The following is a 13,765-nucleotide window of genomic DNA, read 5'->3' on the forward strand; positions in this document are numbered from 1 at the left end:
CCTTTAATTTAGGTCAACACCGCGAAGATTTTCTACTTGTTCTTTACTCTTAAGCTGTCTGAGTCCGTCCAGGGTAGCTTTTACCACGTTCTTGGGCGATGTGCTGCCATGAATTTTGGAAAGAACGTTGTGAACACCTGCCAGCTCAAGCACCGCACGGGCGCTGAGGCCGGCAATAACTCCGGTACCCTGGCTGGCAGGGATCAGAATCACCCGCGTAGCCCGGCATCGGCCAATAACCTGATGCGGTATAGTACCATCGTTCAAAGCCACTTGAATTACATTCTTACGAGCATCCTTGAGTCCCTTCTCTACCGCGTTAGGGACTTCGTTTGCCTTGCCGTAGCCGATTCCCACATTGCCATTGCGGTCACCGACAACTACAAGAGCCGCGAAGCTGAAACGACGGCCGCCTTTGACAACCTTCGCACAACGGTAGATCTTGACTACTGAATCCTCAAAAGGCGAATCAGCCTGTGTATATTTGGTTGTGTCTTGAACCAATTGAATTCTCCAAAAAGAGGGTTCTTTAGAAAATCAGGCCCGCTTTACGTGCACTGTCAGCCAGTGCCTTTACGCGGCCATGATATTTAAACCTGTTACGATCAAATTTTACTTTCTGTATGCCTACCTTAAGAGCCTGCTTGCCCAGCTCTTCGCCGACTCTGGCGGCAGCTTCGACATTGCTCAGACTTTTAAGACCGCCTGCAACAGACTTCTGATTAGTATTGACAGAGGCCAGGGTAACACCTGAGCTGTCATCAATAATCTGAGCATACATATGCCTGTTTGAGCGAAACACCGAGAGACGCGGAGTGTCGGCCGTGCCGACAGTCTTGTTGCGGACTCGCATTTTTCGCCTGAAACGTGTTTTTCTTAGATTGTGAACTTTCATATTTTTATCCGTTTAAACTTGCCGGGTTACTCCGGCGTTATCTAAGCTTGAAACTTAACTTAACGTCTATCAACCACCGGCCCCGAATGCCTTGCCGACCTTGCGCCTTACAAATTCATCAGCATATCGGATGCCTTTGCCTTTATACGGCTCGGGCGGGCGTATCGCACGAACTTCCGAGCAGAACTGGCCCAGCTCGCGTTTGTCATAGCCGCTGACGGTAAACTCTGCCGGCACATCATTACCCCTTGTCGCGGGTGTCTTTATCTCAACACTTACACTCTTGGGGATAGCGATCTCAACGTTGTGGCAGTAACCCGCATTGAACACCAGCTTGCCGCCCTGTTCTTTGAGGTTGTAACCTGTCCCGAACATCTGCATCTTGCGGGAAAAGCCGCTGCTGACGCCGACGATCATGTTGCTGACAAGTGCCCTAATCGTACCGTGCATAGCACAGCAATGACGATCCTGGGGTTTTGGGTTGTCAACCGTTATCTGATTATCTTCCACAGCGAGATCAACCGAAGAATCTAACTTCATCTCAAGGCTGCCTTTGGGTCCAGAGACCTTGAGCTTGCCGCCGCTTGTTTCTACTTTTACCCCTGCGGGGATTTCTATTGGTTTTTTACCTATTCGACTCATATCAGCTCACCGAACAAAGAATTTCGCCGCCTATGTTCTGTTCACGGCATTGTCTGTCGCTCATTACACCACGGTTAGTGGTAACTATGTTGATGCCAAGACCGCCTAAGACCTTTGGCATATCCTCGACATTGCTGTAAACACGTTTTCCAGGTGTGCTGACGCGCGATATATCTGTAATTGCCTGCCCGCCGTCGGGGGTGTATTTCAGCATAACGCGTATCAGGCCCTGTTTGCCGTCATCGATTATATCGAAATCTACGATATAACCCTCTTCCTTAAGAACAGTGGCAACACCCTTGCATACTTTCGAGCTCTTAACCATTACCTGGCTTTTGCGCGTGCTCGAGGCGTTGCGTATTCTTGTCAGCATATCTGCGATTGGATCATTTAAACTCATTAAAAGCTCCGATAGTATCTTACTTTTGCTATTCTTTCAGCAAGGACAGGCTTACCAGCTTGCCTTCTTGACACCCGGTATTTTACCTTCGTTCGCCATTGTCCTGAAACAAATTCGGCAAACTCTGAACTTGCGGTACACCGCTCGGGACCGCCCGCAAAGCTCACATCTGGTATAGCCGCGTACTTTGAATTTGGGAGTTTTTCTCGCCTTATTTTCCAGTGCCGTTGTTGACATTAATCAGCTCCGTCCTGTCTTAGTTTTTAAATGGCATTCCGAACAAGCGAAGCATCTCAAGCGATTCCTCGTTCGTATTTGCCGTTGTAACAACACAAATATTCATACCCTGCGGTGCGGTTATCCTGGCAGAGTCAATCTCAGGGAATATAGACTGTTCACTGAAACCTATTGCATAGTTGCCGCGACCGTCAAAGCTCTTGGTAGAGAGCCCGCGAAAGTCTTTTACACGCGGTATCGCAAGGTTAATAAGACGGTCGAGAAACTCGTACATCCGCTCGCCGCGAAGTGTAACCTTGAGACCGATCGGCTCATCCTCACGCAGTTTGAAGTTAGAGACGCTGACTTTGGCCTTGCAGACCAGCGGCTTCTGGCCGGTTATCAGCGTTATATCTTCTGTAGCTGTTTCGAGGAACTTTTTGTCCTGAATTGCCTTGCCTACACCCATAGATACTACGATCTTTTCGACACGCGGTATCGCCATTGGGCTTTTGTAGTCAAACTTCTCCTGCAGGGCAGGAACTATATTACTTTTATATACATCTCTTAAACGAGCCATTAGAACACCTTAGAGCTTTATTTCTTAACAGCTTTCTTTAATGTACCGATCACAGTTCCGTCGCTTGCTACACGCTGCTTCTCACCGTTGTCGGTAAACTTTATTTTCACACGAGTGCCCTTGCCGGTCTTGGGATTAACCGGAAGAACGTTGCTTACATGCAGGGGCTGTTCAACATGAATCTGGCCGCCCTGCGGATAACGCTGCGAGGGGCGTACATGCTTGGTGACTATATTAACACCAGCTACTACGCACCTGCGGCCGTCATCAAGGACTTCGATAACCTTGCCGGTTTTACCCTTGTCGTCGCCGGTAATAACCTGCACAGTATCATTTTTTCTTATATGTCTTGCCATGATTTTCTCGATTATATGGAGTTAGAATTCTTAATTCCTAATTCGCAATTCTTTATTGTTATACAACTTCACTTGCAAGAGAGATAATCTTCATAAAGTTCTTCTCACGAAGCTCTCTTGCCACAGCACCGAAAATACGGGTGCCGATAGGATTGTTCTCGGCGTCTATCATCACTGCCGCATTGCTGTCGAAGCGTACATAACTGCCGTCAGGACGTTTGACGGGGGCTTTTGTCCGGACGATAACGCATTTATATACCTTCTTGGTGTCAAGCTGACAGTTGGGAAGGTTCTTTTTGATCGCTACAGTAACGATGTCACCCACACCCGCGGTAGGACGCGTATCCTTACCTGTGCGAGAACCGCTGTGGCCGATCACCTTGATGCACTGTGCCGTTTTAACACCGCTGTTATCAGCGATCTTTAACATGGTTTCCTGCTGTATCACGTCTATATCCTCTATTATTTTTACTTAATGACTGCTTCTTCAAGTACCTGAATCAGACGCCAGCTGATTGTCTTGCTGATAGGACGGCATTCGGTGATCTCAACAAGGTCGCCGACTTTGGCAACGTTTTTAGGATCATGAACGCCCAGTTTTGTGCGTCTGTTGATATATTTTCCGTAAAGAGGGTGTTTGACCTTGTATTCGATCATAACACGGATACTCTTATCGCCGCTGCGGCTGACTACTTTGCCGCGCCTTGTTTTCATAACTTTGCTATTTTCCATTAGTTACCAGACCTTTTTTCATTAAGAACGGTTTTCATTCTGGCAATATCTTTGCGACAGTTTTTTATTGCATGGCTGTTTTCGTTTTTCTCGGTTACATTCTGGCACCGAAGCTCAAACAGCTTTTTTTGCATTTCCTGCAGTTTTACCTGCATGTCTTCTTGTTTCATTTCTCGTATTTCAGAAGGTTTCATATTTATCGATATCCCTATGCTATAGAGTGTCTTCTTGTAGTGAACCTGCATCTAATCGGCAGTTTCGCCGCTACACGTGCCATAGCACCGCGTGCTATATCCTCTGGAACGCCGCCGATCTCAAACATCACGGTACCCGGTTTTACACAGGCAACCCAGCCTTCGATCTCACCCTTACCCTTACCCATACGGGTTTCAAGGGGGGTAGAAGTATAAGACTTATGAGGGAATATACGGATATATACCTTGCCTTCCCTGCGGAGGAAGTGCGTTGCCGCGACACGGCCGGCCTCTATCTGGCGGGCTGTTATCCAGGACGTTCCCAGGCTTTGAAGGCCGAAATCTCCAAACGCTACATAATTGCAGCGGCTGGCATTGCCCTTCATTTTACCTCTTTGATGTTTACGATATTTAACTCTTTTAGGCATTAAAGCCATGGTATTACCTCTTTTATAAAGTAATCAAATTAATTATTACTCTTATTTCCGCCTTGGAAATCACGGCCGCCGCCTTTACGCTGACGCCGCGGTCCGCCCTTGCGGCCGCCTCGCTGGGGACGTGCCTGGGGCTGGATTTCCTCGCCGAATTTGCCCTTATAGATCCAAACCTTAACACCTATCGCTCCGTAAGTAGTGAAGCTGGTGCTTGATGCGTAATCAACATTGGCATCAAGAGTCTGGAGCGGAATGCTGCCGAGCTTCTGAGTTTCGCGGCGTGCCATCTCAGCACCGCCGAGCCGCCCTGAGCACATGATTTTGCATCCGAGGGCTCCGGAGTTCATAATATTTTCACACTGCATTTTCATAACGCGGCGGAAAGGTGCACGGCGCTGGAACTGCTGGGCAATCCCGTCTGCCACGAGTTTGGCGTCGAGATTGGGATCGGCAATTTCGACAACGTTGACGTTTACCTTGCGGTCGATGAGCTCTTCGAGCTGCTCACGCAGTACGTCAACCTCAGCCCCCTTGGGGCCGATAACCATACCGGGCCGGCCGGTATGAAGGATAACCTTGACCTCGTTACGTGTACGCGCTATCTCAATCTTGGATACCGCTGCGTAAGGCGGCTGCTGGTTGAACTTTTTATCTACAAAATCGCGAACTTTTTTATCCTCTACCAGGAATTCACCATAGTTTGCCTTCGGGGCATACCAGGTACTCTGCCAGTCGAGTGTTATTCCAGTTCTAAAGCCTATTGGAGAAGTCTTTTGACCCATCAGCTAAATTCCTTAATTCTCTGCAACTGTTACAATAATATGGCTTGCCTGTTTGCGTATAGGATGAGCGCGGCCTCTGTCCTTGGCAATCCAGCCTTTCGTTCCGATACGTCTTCCGGCGCCGTCAATACGTGCCTCGGAGACATAAAGCCTCTCTACATCGGCTTCCTGCTCGTCGGCGTTGGAAATCGCTGTTTCAAGCACCTTGCGAACCATTTCCGCGGAACGCTTTGGGGTGAACTTGAGTGTATCAAGTGCATCCTGAGCGGTGCGTCCGGCAATCAGCCTGGCTACCAGCCTGGCCTTTGTCGGCGAGGTTGGTGCGTACTTATGACGCGAGCTCCATTGGCTTATAGCGTTTACAGAAACATGAAGTCCCCGGGCCAGAGCCTCGATATCCTCGCTGGTTGGCATCGGTTTATAAAGGCAGTTCTGCCAGTTTTTAACCGCTGCCAAAGCCTGTTTTTCAGTTCGGCCGCCGATACGCACCATCTCCGCAAGCTCTTGCGAGCTTACACCGTTGGTACGGGCATATTCTTTTAGTTTTATTCCGTTTAACATGTTTTATAATCCTGAAGTTTTATCTTCTGCAATTACTTACTGCCGGAGTGGCCTTTGAAGGTTCTGGTCACCGAGAATTCGCCGAGTTTATGGCCTACCATATCCTCGGTTACGAATACCTTATGAAACATCCTTCCGTTGTGAACCAGGAACGTAAATCCCACAAACTCCGGAATTATGGTGCTTCGCCTTGACCATGTCTTTATCGGATTCTTTGATCCGCTATCAAGCTGGTTAGCTACCTTTTTTAGTAGTTTCTCATCTACAAATGGGCCTTTTTTAAGCGATCTTCCCATGTATAAAGTCCTGTCGGTTGAATTACAATACTAACTGTTGACCACGATTATTCTTACGACGCCGTATTATTCGCCTGCTGCTCGCCTTGCGTTTACTACGTGTCTTTCCGCCCTTAGCCGGCACACCGGTTGGAGAACAGGGGTGACGTCCGCCGTTACTGCGGCCCTCACCACCGCCCATCGGGTGGGCTACGGGGTTCATCGCCTTGCCGCGTACGTGCGGACGACGGCCCATGTGGCGTTTGCGGCCGGCCTTGCCGATGCTGACATTCTGATAATCAGAATTGCCGAGCTGGCCTATCGTGGCACGGCACTCAACGCGTATCATACGCATTTCGCCGCTGGGCATGATTAGTGTCGCCCAGCCGCCCTCACGGGCAAGCAAACGGGCACAACCTCCGGCTGAGCGGGCCAACTTGCCCCCCTGGCCGGGATTCATTTCTATATTGTGAACCTCTACTCCGAGAGGGATTGAGGCCAAAGGCATTGCGTTGCCAACAACAGGCTCTACCTTGCTGCCGCTGACTATCTTTGAGCCTATTCCAAGTCCCTCAGGGGCAAGGATATAACGCTTCTCACCGTCGCCGTACTCTACAAGAGAGATAAAGCAGTTGCGGTTTGGATCGTATTCTATCGTCTTGACTGTCGCGGAACTGTCATCCTTGTCACGCCTGAAGTCTATTACGCGATAGATCTTTCTCGCTCCGCCGCCGCGAAAACGCACCGTTGTTTTACCGTGGTGGTTTCTGCCGCCGGTCTTTTTGATACGTTTACAAAGTGTCTTTTCGGGTGTATCGGTTGTCAGAATCGACCTGTAATCAATTACTGAGCTGTTTCTCCGACCCGGACTCGTTGGTTTGTATATCTTAATAGCCATCTTAAATTCGCCTGCAAATTAGTATAGATCTATACGATGATTCTCACTGAGAACGACAACTGCTTTTTTCCACATATCCGTCCTGCCGAAGTTACGTCCGCGGCGGCGGGGTTTGCCTTTGTAGTTCATGGTTCGAACGTCGATAACCTTTACATCATAAAGTTTTTCAACCGCGTTCTTGATCTGTATCTTATTAGCCTTGGTGTTTACCTTAAAAGCATAAGCATTGCGTGTATTGGCAAAATGCATACTCTGTTCGGTTATTACCGGCCTTACTATTATATTGCTGTTATCCACTTTAGTACCTTACTTTCGTGTTTACCTTAGTGTTATGCTGACTGCCTGGCGGCAAGCAGTTTCTCAAAGGCCTCTTTGGTAATGACCAGTTTCTGCTTGTTAAGAACATCGCCGGCATTCAGGTCTGAAACAACTGACACGTCAACCTTATATATATTTCTCGCTGAGAGATAAACGTTTTTGTCGTTTTCCTTGACTGTCAGCAGACAGCCGCGGTTCACGTCGAGATTCTTCAGGATAGAAGCCATCTCTTTTGTCTTTGGAGCGTCAAAAGAGAGCTCATCGACAACTACTACACTCTGGCTGCTCATTTTTGCCAGAAGTGCCGAATCAAGAGCCAGACGCCTCATCTTCCTGTTCATGTCCTTGCCGAAATCGCGGGCACGCTTGGCAAACGCCACACCGCCGCCGACACGCTTGTGGGTGCGGCTTGCACCGACACGTGCGTTACCGGTACCCTTCTGCCGGAACAGCTTGCGGGTAGAACCGGCGACCATGCCGCGGCTTTTAGTAGCGGCGGTGCCGACACGCTTGTTCGCATGATACATTACAAGAGCCTGCTTGAGAAGAGCGTGGCGTACCTCGCCGCCGAAGAGCGACTCATCGACCTGGATCTTCTCGATCTCTTTACCTTCTTTATTATATACTGCTACGTCTATCATTTTGCAAAATCCGTGCTAAATATATTTACTTCTTGCTCGCCTTGACGATTACATATCCGCCTGACGGGCCTGCCACGGCACCCTTGACAACGATAAGATTCTTTTCGTTATCAACTGAGATCACCTCGTGGTTTTTGGTGGTAACACGTGTGTTACCCATGTGCCCGCCCATGCGTTTACCTTTTTTGACGTTACCGCCGTGACCGGCATCACTGGCATGACTGGCGATAGAACCCGGGGCACGGTGCTTACGTTCGGTACCGTGTGTAGCGGGAAAACCGCCGAATCCGTGCCGTTTCATTACACCGGCAAAACCGCGGCCCTTGCTCGTGCCGACAACATCAACTGAACTTATATCAGAAAAAACATCAACGCCGATCTCGTCGCCGAGTTCAACATTGATGTCACTGTCTGAATTTACGCGCATCTCGCGCACAAAACGTTTAGGATTGGTACTTGCTTTTTCAGCATGGCCGATAGCCGGCTTTTTCTGGCGGGATGATTTAATATCGTCATACCCAAGCTGAACAGCACTGTAACCATCTGTATCTTCTGTCTTTATCTGAGTAACAACACAAGGGCCGGCCTGTATCACCGTTACCGGCTTGATACGACCTTCGTCATATACCTGTGTCATTCCAATTTTTTTTCCAAGCAGCATTGCCATTTTTATGTCCTTCTTATTCACTTAAAGCTTCAAAGCAGGGTTATCAAAAGTTATCAGGCCTTGATCTTTACGAATACGCCGGCCGGTACAACGAGTTTGTTAAGAGCCTCGACAGTGCGGGCGTTAGCCTCGAAGATATCGATGAGTCTCTTGTGCGTCCTGAGCTCAAACTGCTCACGGGACTTCTTGTTGACGTGAGGACTACGCAGAACTGTGTAGCGCTCGATTCGGGTCGGAAGCGGAACCGGGCCGCTCACACGTGCATTTGTCCGGCGGGCCTGCTCCACAATTTCTTTCGCTGATGAGTCCAGCGACTTGTGGTCGTAAGCTTCCATTCTTATTCTGATTTTTTCAGCTTCAGCCATATTTGTTCCTGTTTTTATAGCTATTACTAAACTAACATTGCTATTAACAAGGCAGTTTTATTAAGTCTTTTCTGTACTCTGCTAAGGCAAACTCCAAAAAAAGTTATAACAGAAAAACTGCCTCACAAAACCTTTGGGGACGATTCGACAGGATTACGAGCATTGCGGTATAATGATATACTGCAAACATTTACAACGTTTTTGCTCGTGGTCCCACTCGAAACGCGTCGCTGTGCAACGCTCGCTCCGACCAGTTTAGAGTCACAAATCATACAGTGATTGATATTTAAGTCAAGCAATTAGAAGAAAAAAAATTATTTTTCTGATTATTGTTTACAATCATTAGACCTGCCTACACAGGCAATACCACCATATATAGTAGATTTTATAACAATAAAAATAGGATAAGCCCTAAATAACCCGCAAAAATTATAACAAAAAAAATTTCCCCGCCGACCGCCACCAGCCCCGCAACATCAGAGCCGCGACAGTAATGGAGCGGTTATACAAAATCACCGTACCACGCAAAAACACCAGAATAACCGCAGGCAACATTAAACGGTAAAAACTACATACAGTTATTCGCCTGCCGACCCCGCGACGGGTTGCCGGCATTACCGCTCATTCACATTCGCGGCTCGGATTGTCACGAAACACACCATCTAACCCTGCGTAACGTCAGAGCCGCGACAGTTATGGAGCGGTTATACAAAATCACCGTACCACGCAAAAAACACCTGAATAAACGCAGGCAACATTAAACGGTAAAAACTACATACTGTTATTCGTCTGCCAATCCCGCGACGGGTTGCCGGCGTTACCGCTCATTCACATTCGCGGCTCGGATTGCAGCAAATGCGCGAAAAAATACCCGGTCAGAGTTCTGGAACATGCCGGAACCGCCGCCGGGTATATTTAATCGTTTTTCAGAGCTTATTTACTCTTTTTGTAATTCTGCCACGCCGCAAAACCGCCAATCAGGATAAAGATATGGGTATATCCCTGTCCTTTGAGGTAGCTGCCGGCGATATTGGCACGGTAACCGGATTGGCATACAACAGTTACGTGTGTATCTTTCTTGTAGCCAAGCTGGTCGGGACCGTTTTTGATTAGCTCGTTAATCGGCATATGCTCTGAGCCTTCGACGTAGCCGTTTTTGCGTTCCTGGCCCGTGCGGACGTCGAGCACCTTGTGATCTTTGTACTTATCCAGCACATGAATCAGGCTCTCAACACTGAGCTGGGGCAGATAATTCAGCGGCTTGCCCCTGGAAGCCCAGGAACTTACGCCGTTATCGACATAACCTATAATATTATCGTATCCGGCGCGCTGGAACTGCCAGATCGCATCCAGAGCGTCTGCCTTGTTCTCGGCCAGGGTAATCAGCTCTTTATCCGCCGGCACAATTGCGCCGAGCCAGTTGACCGAATTGGGCGAGAGCCCGATATTCAATGAGCCGTACACAAACGCCGCACCGAAGGATGTCTGCTTGCGGATATCCACAAGGACAGCACCTTTATTCACGGCGTCTTCCACGTGGTCCAGTGTCATCTTGACCGGTTCGAGGCTCTCGCTGATCAGCGACGGCCCCTGGCGGTTCTTATCCACCATACACATGAAATTTGACGGGCGAAGCTCAAACTCACCCGCCATGACATCATGAAACTCCTCGAACGACATACTCAAAAGTTTGTTATGTCTGCGTTCGAAGCCTAATGTTGTCATAGGTTTAGCGCTCATTCCCTTGCCGCACAGTGAGCCCTGGCCGTGTGAGGGGTAAATCTCTGTCCAGTCCGGGTAGCTGCCCAGCTTGTTGTAAAGGCTCTCGTATAGGTTTTTGATCTGCTGCTCGAGAAGATCCTCTCCCGCCAGATCCGGCCTGCCGATATCGCCTACAAAGAGAACATCGCCGGTGAGAATACCGAATGGCTCCTCGCCCCGGGCAAGGTCGGTAACCGCCAGCGATATCGAGTTGGGTGTATGCCCGGGCGTATAAATCGCTTCCAGGCTGGCATTTCCGAACTTGAACACATCGCCTTCCTTTACCGGCGTATGCTCGTATTCGGCTTCTGCCGCCGGGTGAATATATATCGGGGCTCCGGTTCGTTTGGCAAGCTCCTGGGTGCCGGTGATATGGTCGGCGTGAACGTGGGTGTCGAATATAGCAGTAATCCTGACGTTTTCCTTCTCCGCCATATCGATATAACGCTCTACGTGGCGTTCGGGGTCAACCACGCACGCGGTGCCCGCACCCGGACAGCCGATAAGATAAGAGTAGCACCCAAGCCCGTTTACTTTAAACTGCTCGAATAACATAAATCTGTCCTCGTTTTAATGTTAGAGTTCTATCAGCGAAAACTTTTATTTTTCAAGAGGCTTGTGGCAGAACCACCAGTCGAAGTTTTCGTATTCGCTGCAGCGCTTGCCGGCTGTGTCCATATCGCTTGCCGGCGGCACGATGATCCGGTCGCCGATAAGTGCGTTGTTGGGCCAGTCTGCCGGAACAGCGCCCTGCTTGTCAGATACCTGAAGCGCCTTGACGGCACGGACGATCTCGTCCATGTTGCGGCCGACTTCCTGCGGGTAGTACATAATCAGGCGGATTTTACCTTCCGGATCAACGATAAATACCGCGCGGACAGTGTTGGTGCCTTTGCCCGGATGGAGCATTCCAAGTTTCATGGCGATTGAGTCGTTTGCCGCGACAATCGGGAACTGGATATCTATGTTAAGTGCTTCCTTGATCCACTGCACCCATTTGATGTGTGAGAAGACCTGGTCAACCGACATGCCTACAAGGTCACAGCCGATTTCATTGAACTGGTCGATTCTCGCCTGGAAAGCCGCGAATTCCGTGGTGCACACCGGTGTAAAGTCTGCCGGATGGCTGAAAAGTACAAACCATTTACCCTTTTTATCCCCGGGAAGACTCATCGGCCCGTGGGTTGTTTTGACGTCTAACTGCGGGAAATCATCTCCGAGCAAGGGCATGTTTGTTTTGCATTCTTCCATTGTAATTCTCCTCATGAATTTTAATAATTATAAATATATGTAAACTTTAGTCCTATAAATAATATCAGTATTTGGAATTTAAACAAATCATAACATTTAAGTCAACATAAAATTATAGAGGTAAATTTTATAAAATCACCATTCTTAATATAATTACATGTCTGCAAATAACTTGCAAATAGGAATAAAAACTATTTAATTGATAGAGTTTTTATATTTTTTCAATACCCTAAACTTAAATCACAAAAGATGGCATCTTTATCCGGGCAGAAAAGATGTAAAAAATTCGTAACTATTTTCTTCGGAACTCAGTGGCAACATAAGCGCGACACCGCTTTTGAGAATATTGTTTGTACCGGCGTAGAGACGTATTGCATACGTCTCTTTAACTAAATAAACGTTCTTAAATCCATTTGCGATCGAAAGTTGAGAGCCGCATGCAATGCGGCTCTACTGGGCAAAGAATATCAGAGGTTTTTAATTCCTTTTACATTTAGCCGCAGGAATGTGAAATTAAATATAAATTTTGGGCTTGCAAAACTTCAAGCCATTGACATAATACTAACAGTTCTTTTTAAAATTGAATCATGTCTCCAGGACAAGGCCGTTATGGTCTTGCACGAGGGAACACGGTTAGAATCCGTGGCGGACGCGCCGCTGTATTCGCTTTCCGGTCTAAATGAAACGTCAATCAATGCGATTGACCAGTTCAGGCCGGCGAATCGGGCGAGAAACCACTGTTGGCAACTTGTTTTATTTGATTAACTTAAACACAACAAGCTGCGAGCGGGAAGGTGCCCGATATTGAAGCGTAAGTCAGAAAACCTGCCTGAGACAGAATACTTGTATATGGTTCTCGCGCTATGGAGCCTGGTATTGATCTTTTTAACCTCTATCCCTGTATTGCGGGGCCGGAGGAAAACAAGCAGATTAAAAGCCGTCATCCAGTGCGTGATGACGGCTTTTTTTATTGTCATTTACGCGGCCTTTTACCAGCCGCTTTATGAACCTTTTTACCTTACCATACTTTACTTAGTTAGCCGGATTACTGCTGTCCTTTTATACCCCAGGGCAGCAGTGATTCGCTGACAAAACATCAATTCAGCTCACCGTCTTTCCAGTATTTTGTGCCTGTTACAGTGGCCTGGAGTGCAAGTCCGGTCTCTGTAAGTGAGTACGCGCTTATGCCTTTGCCGACCGCTCCGTGGGCGCTGCCTTCGCCGCCTTTATCGCCGGACTTGGCCGCCGCGTCGGCGTGGCCGCCGAACTCCCAGCCCTTTTCAATAAAGCTGTTGAGCGTCTCGTCGTCGTGGAAAATCAAAAGAAGCCTGAAATCTTTGGCTCCCAGACCCAGGCCGAAACCGCCCATACCCATTTTCATGTATGTCTTCTCACGTGTATCGTTATCGGTTACAACCCCGTAACCGCCGCCGGCACTTGCGAAGATGAGATTGATGTTGATGTTGCTGAACACGCCGTAGCCCTCTGCTTTTTCAACACGTTCTTTGATACCCGCGTCTTCCTGGTAGAATTTAGAAAGAGCTTCCTGTTCCATGGAGATGATTGAGCTTTTTCTCTCGCTGACTGTGCCCTTTGGCGAGCCGCAACCGGCGAAGACGAGAATAAAACCTGTAATTAAGATAACTGTTATTACTTTTTTCATTATTGGTTCCTGTGTAAAATATTATGGATATTATTTCCAGCCGAAACGGCTAACCAGCATACTTATGAGAAACAAAAAAAACCTGTCACAACAACAATATAACTTGTGTCATAACACTACACAGATGCTGGTAC

Annotated in this window: 22 protein-coding genes and 1 riboswitch; all 22 genes read right to left on the minus strand. The window is 48.2% G+C overall.

Annotated features, from left to right (window positions below; genetic code table 11):
* Positions 1-3 precede the first annotated feature (3 nt).
* Positions 4-504 carry a 30S ribosomal protein S5 gene (gene rpsE, locus SMSP2_RS11915; protein ID WP_146684271.1) on the minus strand — a complete coding sequence of 167 codons (501 nt, stop codon included), beginning with the start codon at positions 502-504 and terminating at the stop codon, positions 4-6.
* A 25-nt stretch (positions 505-529) separates the two neighbouring features.
* On the minus strand, positions 530-895 hold the full coding sequence (gene rplR / locus SMSP2_RS11920) for a 50S ribosomal protein L18 (RefSeq protein ID WP_146684272.1): 366 nt from the start codon (positions 893-895) through the stop codon (positions 530-532).
* Between the two features lie 69 nt (positions 896-964).
* Positions 965-1,537: a 50S ribosomal protein L6 gene (gene rplF / locus SMSP2_RS11925; RefSeq protein WP_146684273.1), complete on the minus strand. Its 573-nt coding sequence runs from the start codon at positions 1,535-1,537 to the stop codon at positions 965-967.
* 1 nt (position 1,538) lies between these two features.
* Positions 1,539-1,937 carry a 30S ribosomal protein S8 gene (gene rpsH / locus SMSP2_RS11930; protein ID WP_146684274.1) on the minus strand — a complete coding sequence of 133 codons (399 nt, stop codon included), beginning with the start codon at positions 1,935-1,937 and terminating at the stop codon, positions 1,539-1,541.
* A gap of 51 nt (positions 1,938-1,988) precedes the next feature.
* Entirely contained in the window at positions 1,989-2,174 is a 186-nt protein-coding gene (locus SMSP2_RS11935) for a type Z 30S ribosomal protein S14 (RefSeq protein ID WP_146684275.1), read from the minus strand.
* Positions 2,175-2,193: 19 nt separating this feature from the next.
* Positions 2,194-2,733 (minus strand): 50S ribosomal protein L5, encoded by a 540-nt coding sequence (gene rplE / locus SMSP2_RS11940; RefSeq protein WP_146684276.1) that lies wholly within the window; start codon positions 2,731-2,733, stop codon positions 2,194-2,196.
* A gap of 17 nt (positions 2,734-2,750) precedes the next feature.
* Positions 2,751-3,089, minus strand: a complete 339-nt coding sequence (rplX, locus tag SMSP2_RS11945) for a 50S ribosomal protein L24 (RefSeq protein ID WP_146684277.1) — start codon at positions 3,087-3,089, stop codon at positions 2,751-2,753.
* A 58-nt stretch (positions 3,090-3,147) separates the two neighbouring features.
* Positions 3,148-3,537 carry a 50S ribosomal protein L14 gene (rplN, locus tag SMSP2_RS11950; protein WP_146684278.1) on the minus strand — a complete coding sequence of 130 codons (390 nt, stop codon included), beginning with the start codon at positions 3,535-3,537 and terminating at the stop codon, positions 3,148-3,150.
* 20 nt (positions 3,538-3,557) lie between these two features.
* Entirely contained in the window at positions 3,558-3,821 is a 264-nt protein-coding gene (gene rpsQ / locus SMSP2_RS11955; RefSeq protein ID WP_146684279.1) for a 30S ribosomal protein S17, read from the minus strand.
* Complete coding sequence (gene rpmC, locus SMSP2_RS15305) at positions 3,821-4,066, minus strand: 50S ribosomal protein L29 (protein ID WP_146684280.1); 246 nt, start codon at positions 4,064-4,066, stop codon at positions 3,821-3,823. The genes rpsQ and rpmC overlap by 1 nt, the downstream gene beginning before the upstream one ends.
* The gene (rplP, locus tag SMSP2_RS11965; RefSeq protein ID WP_146684281.1) at positions 4,030-4,452 is read right to left on the minus strand and encodes a 50S ribosomal protein L16; all 423 of its coding nucleotides are present in this window, start codon (positions 4,450-4,452) and stop codon (positions 4,030-4,032) included. The genes rpmC and rplP overlap by 37 nt, the downstream gene beginning before the upstream one ends.
* A gap of 29 nt (positions 4,453-4,481) precedes the next feature.
* Entirely contained in the window at positions 4,482-5,231 is a 750-nt protein-coding gene (rpsC, locus tag SMSP2_RS11970; RefSeq protein ID WP_146684282.1) for a 30S ribosomal protein S3, read from the minus strand.
* A 12-nt stretch (positions 5,232-5,243) separates the two neighbouring features.
* Positions 5,244-5,792 carry a 50S ribosomal protein L22 gene (rplV, locus tag SMSP2_RS11975; protein ID WP_222566344.1) on the minus strand — a complete coding sequence of 183 codons (549 nt, stop codon included), beginning with the start codon at positions 5,790-5,792 and terminating at the stop codon, positions 5,244-5,246.
* A gap of 32 nt (positions 5,793-5,824) precedes the next feature.
* Complete coding sequence (gene rpsS / locus SMSP2_RS11980) at positions 5,825-6,088, minus strand: 30S ribosomal protein S19 (RefSeq protein ID WP_146684283.1); 264 nt, start codon at positions 6,086-6,088, stop codon at positions 5,825-5,827.
* Positions 6,089-6,110: 22 nt separating this feature from the next.
* Positions 6,111-6,965 carry a 50S ribosomal protein L2 gene (gene rplB / locus SMSP2_RS11985; protein ID WP_146684284.1) on the minus strand — a complete coding sequence of 285 codons (855 nt, stop codon included), beginning with the start codon at positions 6,963-6,965 and terminating at the stop codon, positions 6,111-6,113.
* 18 nt (positions 6,966-6,983) lie between these two features.
* On the minus strand, positions 6,984-7,262 hold the full coding sequence (rplW, locus tag SMSP2_RS11990; protein WP_146684285.1) for a 50S ribosomal protein L23: 279 nt from the start codon (positions 7,260-7,262) through the stop codon (positions 6,984-6,986).
* A 32-nt stretch (positions 7,263-7,294) separates the two neighbouring features.
* On the minus strand, positions 7,295-7,924 hold the full coding sequence (gene rplD, locus SMSP2_RS11995) for a 50S ribosomal protein L4 (protein WP_146684286.1): 630 nt from the start codon (positions 7,922-7,924) through the stop codon (positions 7,295-7,297).
* A gap of 25 nt (positions 7,925-7,949) precedes the next feature.
* The gene (gene rplC, locus SMSP2_RS12000; RefSeq protein WP_146684918.1) at positions 7,950-8,591 is read right to left on the minus strand and encodes a 50S ribosomal protein L3; all 642 of its coding nucleotides are present in this window, start codon (positions 8,589-8,591) and stop codon (positions 7,950-7,952) included.
* A gap of 53 nt (positions 8,592-8,644) precedes the next feature.
* Complete coding sequence (gene rpsJ, locus SMSP2_RS12005; RefSeq protein ID WP_146684287.1) at positions 8,645-8,956, minus strand: 30S ribosomal protein S10; 312 nt, start codon at positions 8,954-8,956, stop codon at positions 8,645-8,647.
* A gap of 933 nt (positions 8,957-9,889) precedes the next feature.
* A complete protein-coding gene (locus SMSP2_RS12010; protein WP_146684288.1) occupies positions 9,890-11,272 on the minus strand; it encodes an MBL fold metallo-hydrolase in 1,383 nt (460 codons plus the stop codon).
* 45 nt (positions 11,273-11,317) lie between these two features.
* Positions 11,318-11,968, minus strand: a complete 651-nt coding sequence (locus SMSP2_RS12015; protein ID WP_146684289.1) for a peroxiredoxin — start codon at positions 11,966-11,968, stop codon at positions 11,318-11,320.
* Between the two features lie 577 nt (positions 11,969-12,545).
* A riboswitch (cobalamin riboswitch) is annotated at positions 12,546-12,815 on the plus strand.
* Positions 12,816-13,064: 249 nt separating this feature from the next.
* A complete protein-coding gene (locus SMSP2_RS12020; protein WP_146684290.1) occupies positions 13,065-13,631 on the minus strand; it encodes a lipid-binding SYLF domain-containing protein in 567 nt (188 codons plus the stop codon).
* Between the last annotated feature and the right edge of the window lie 134 nt (positions 13,632-13,765).

It is taken from the genome of Limihaloglobus sulfuriphilus (genome assembly GCF_001999965.1).
Lineage (GTDB): Bacteria > Planctomycetota > Phycisphaerae > Sedimentisphaerales > Sedimentisphaeraceae > Limihaloglobus > Limihaloglobus sulfuriphilus.

Bases quoted from the DNA above. Each gene is read 5' to 3' on its own strand.
- rplR (WP_146684272.1), bottom strand. From the start codon at position 895: ATGAAAGTTCACAATCTAAGAAAAACACGTTTCAGGCGAAAAATGCGA.
- rplF (WP_146684273.1), bottom strand. From the start codon at position 1,537: ATGAGTCGAATAGGTAAAAAACCAATAGAAATCCCCGCAGGGGTAAAA.
- rpsH (WP_146684274.1), bottom strand. From the start codon at position 1,937: ATGAGTTTAAATGATCCAATCGCAGATATGCTGACAAGAATACGCAAC.
- SMSP2_RS11935 (WP_146684275.1), bottom strand. From the start codon at position 2,174: ATGTCAACAACGGCACTGGAAAATAAGGCGAGAAAAACTCCCAAATTC.
- rplE (WP_146684276.1), bottom strand. From the start codon at position 2,733: ATGGCTCGTTTAAGAGATGTATATAAAAGTAATATAGTTCCTGCCCTG.
- rplX (WP_146684277.1), bottom strand. From the start codon at position 3,089: ATGGCAAGACATATAAGAAAAAATGATACTGTGCAGGTTATTACCGGC.
- rpsQ (WP_146684279.1), bottom strand. From the start codon at position 3,821: ATGGAAAATAGCAAAGTTATGAAAACAAGGCGCGGCAAAGTAGTCAGC.
- rpmC (WP_146684280.1), bottom strand. From the start codon at position 4,066: ATGCAGGTTCACTACAAGAAGACACTCTATAGCATAGGGATATCGATA.
- rplP (WP_146684281.1), bottom strand. From the start codon at position 4,452: ATGGCTTTAATGCCTAAAAGAGTTAAATATCGTAAACATCAAAGAGGT.
- rpsC (WP_146684282.1), bottom strand. From the start codon at position 5,231: ATGGGTCAAAAGACTTCTCCAATAGGCTTTAGAACTGGAATAACACTC.
- rplV (WP_222566344.1), bottom strand. From the start codon at position 5,792: ATGTTAAACGGAATAAAACTAAAAGAATATGCCCGTACCAACGGTGTA.
- rpsS (WP_146684283.1), bottom strand. From the start codon at position 6,088: ATGGGAAGATCGCTTAAAAAAGGCCCATTTGTAGATGAGAAACTACTA.
- rplB (WP_146684284.1), bottom strand. From the start codon at position 6,965: ATGGCTATTAAGATATACAAACCAACGAGTCCGGGTCGGAGAAACAGC.
- rplD (WP_146684286.1), bottom strand. From the start codon at position 7,924: ATGATAGACGTAGCAGTATATAATAAAGAAGGTAAAGAGATCGAGAAG.
- rplC (WP_146684918.1), bottom strand. From the start codon at position 8,591: ATGGCAATGCTGCTTGGAAAAAAAATTGGAATGACACAGGTATATGAC.
- rpsJ (WP_146684287.1), bottom strand. From the start codon at position 8,956: ATGGCTGAAGCTGAAAAAATCAGAATAAGAATGGAAGCTTACGACCAC.
- SMSP2_RS12010 (WP_146684288.1), bottom strand. From the start codon at position 11,272: ATGTTATTCGAGCAGTTTAAAGTAAACGGGCTTGGGTGCTACTCTTAT.
- SMSP2_RS12015 (WP_146684289.1), bottom strand. From the start codon at position 11,968: ATGGAAGAATGCAAAACAAACATGCCCTTGCTCGGAGATGATTTCCCG.
- SMSP2_RS12020 (WP_146684290.1), bottom strand. From the start codon at position 13,631: ATGAAAAAAGTAATAACAGTTATCTTAATTACAGGTTTTATTCTCGTC.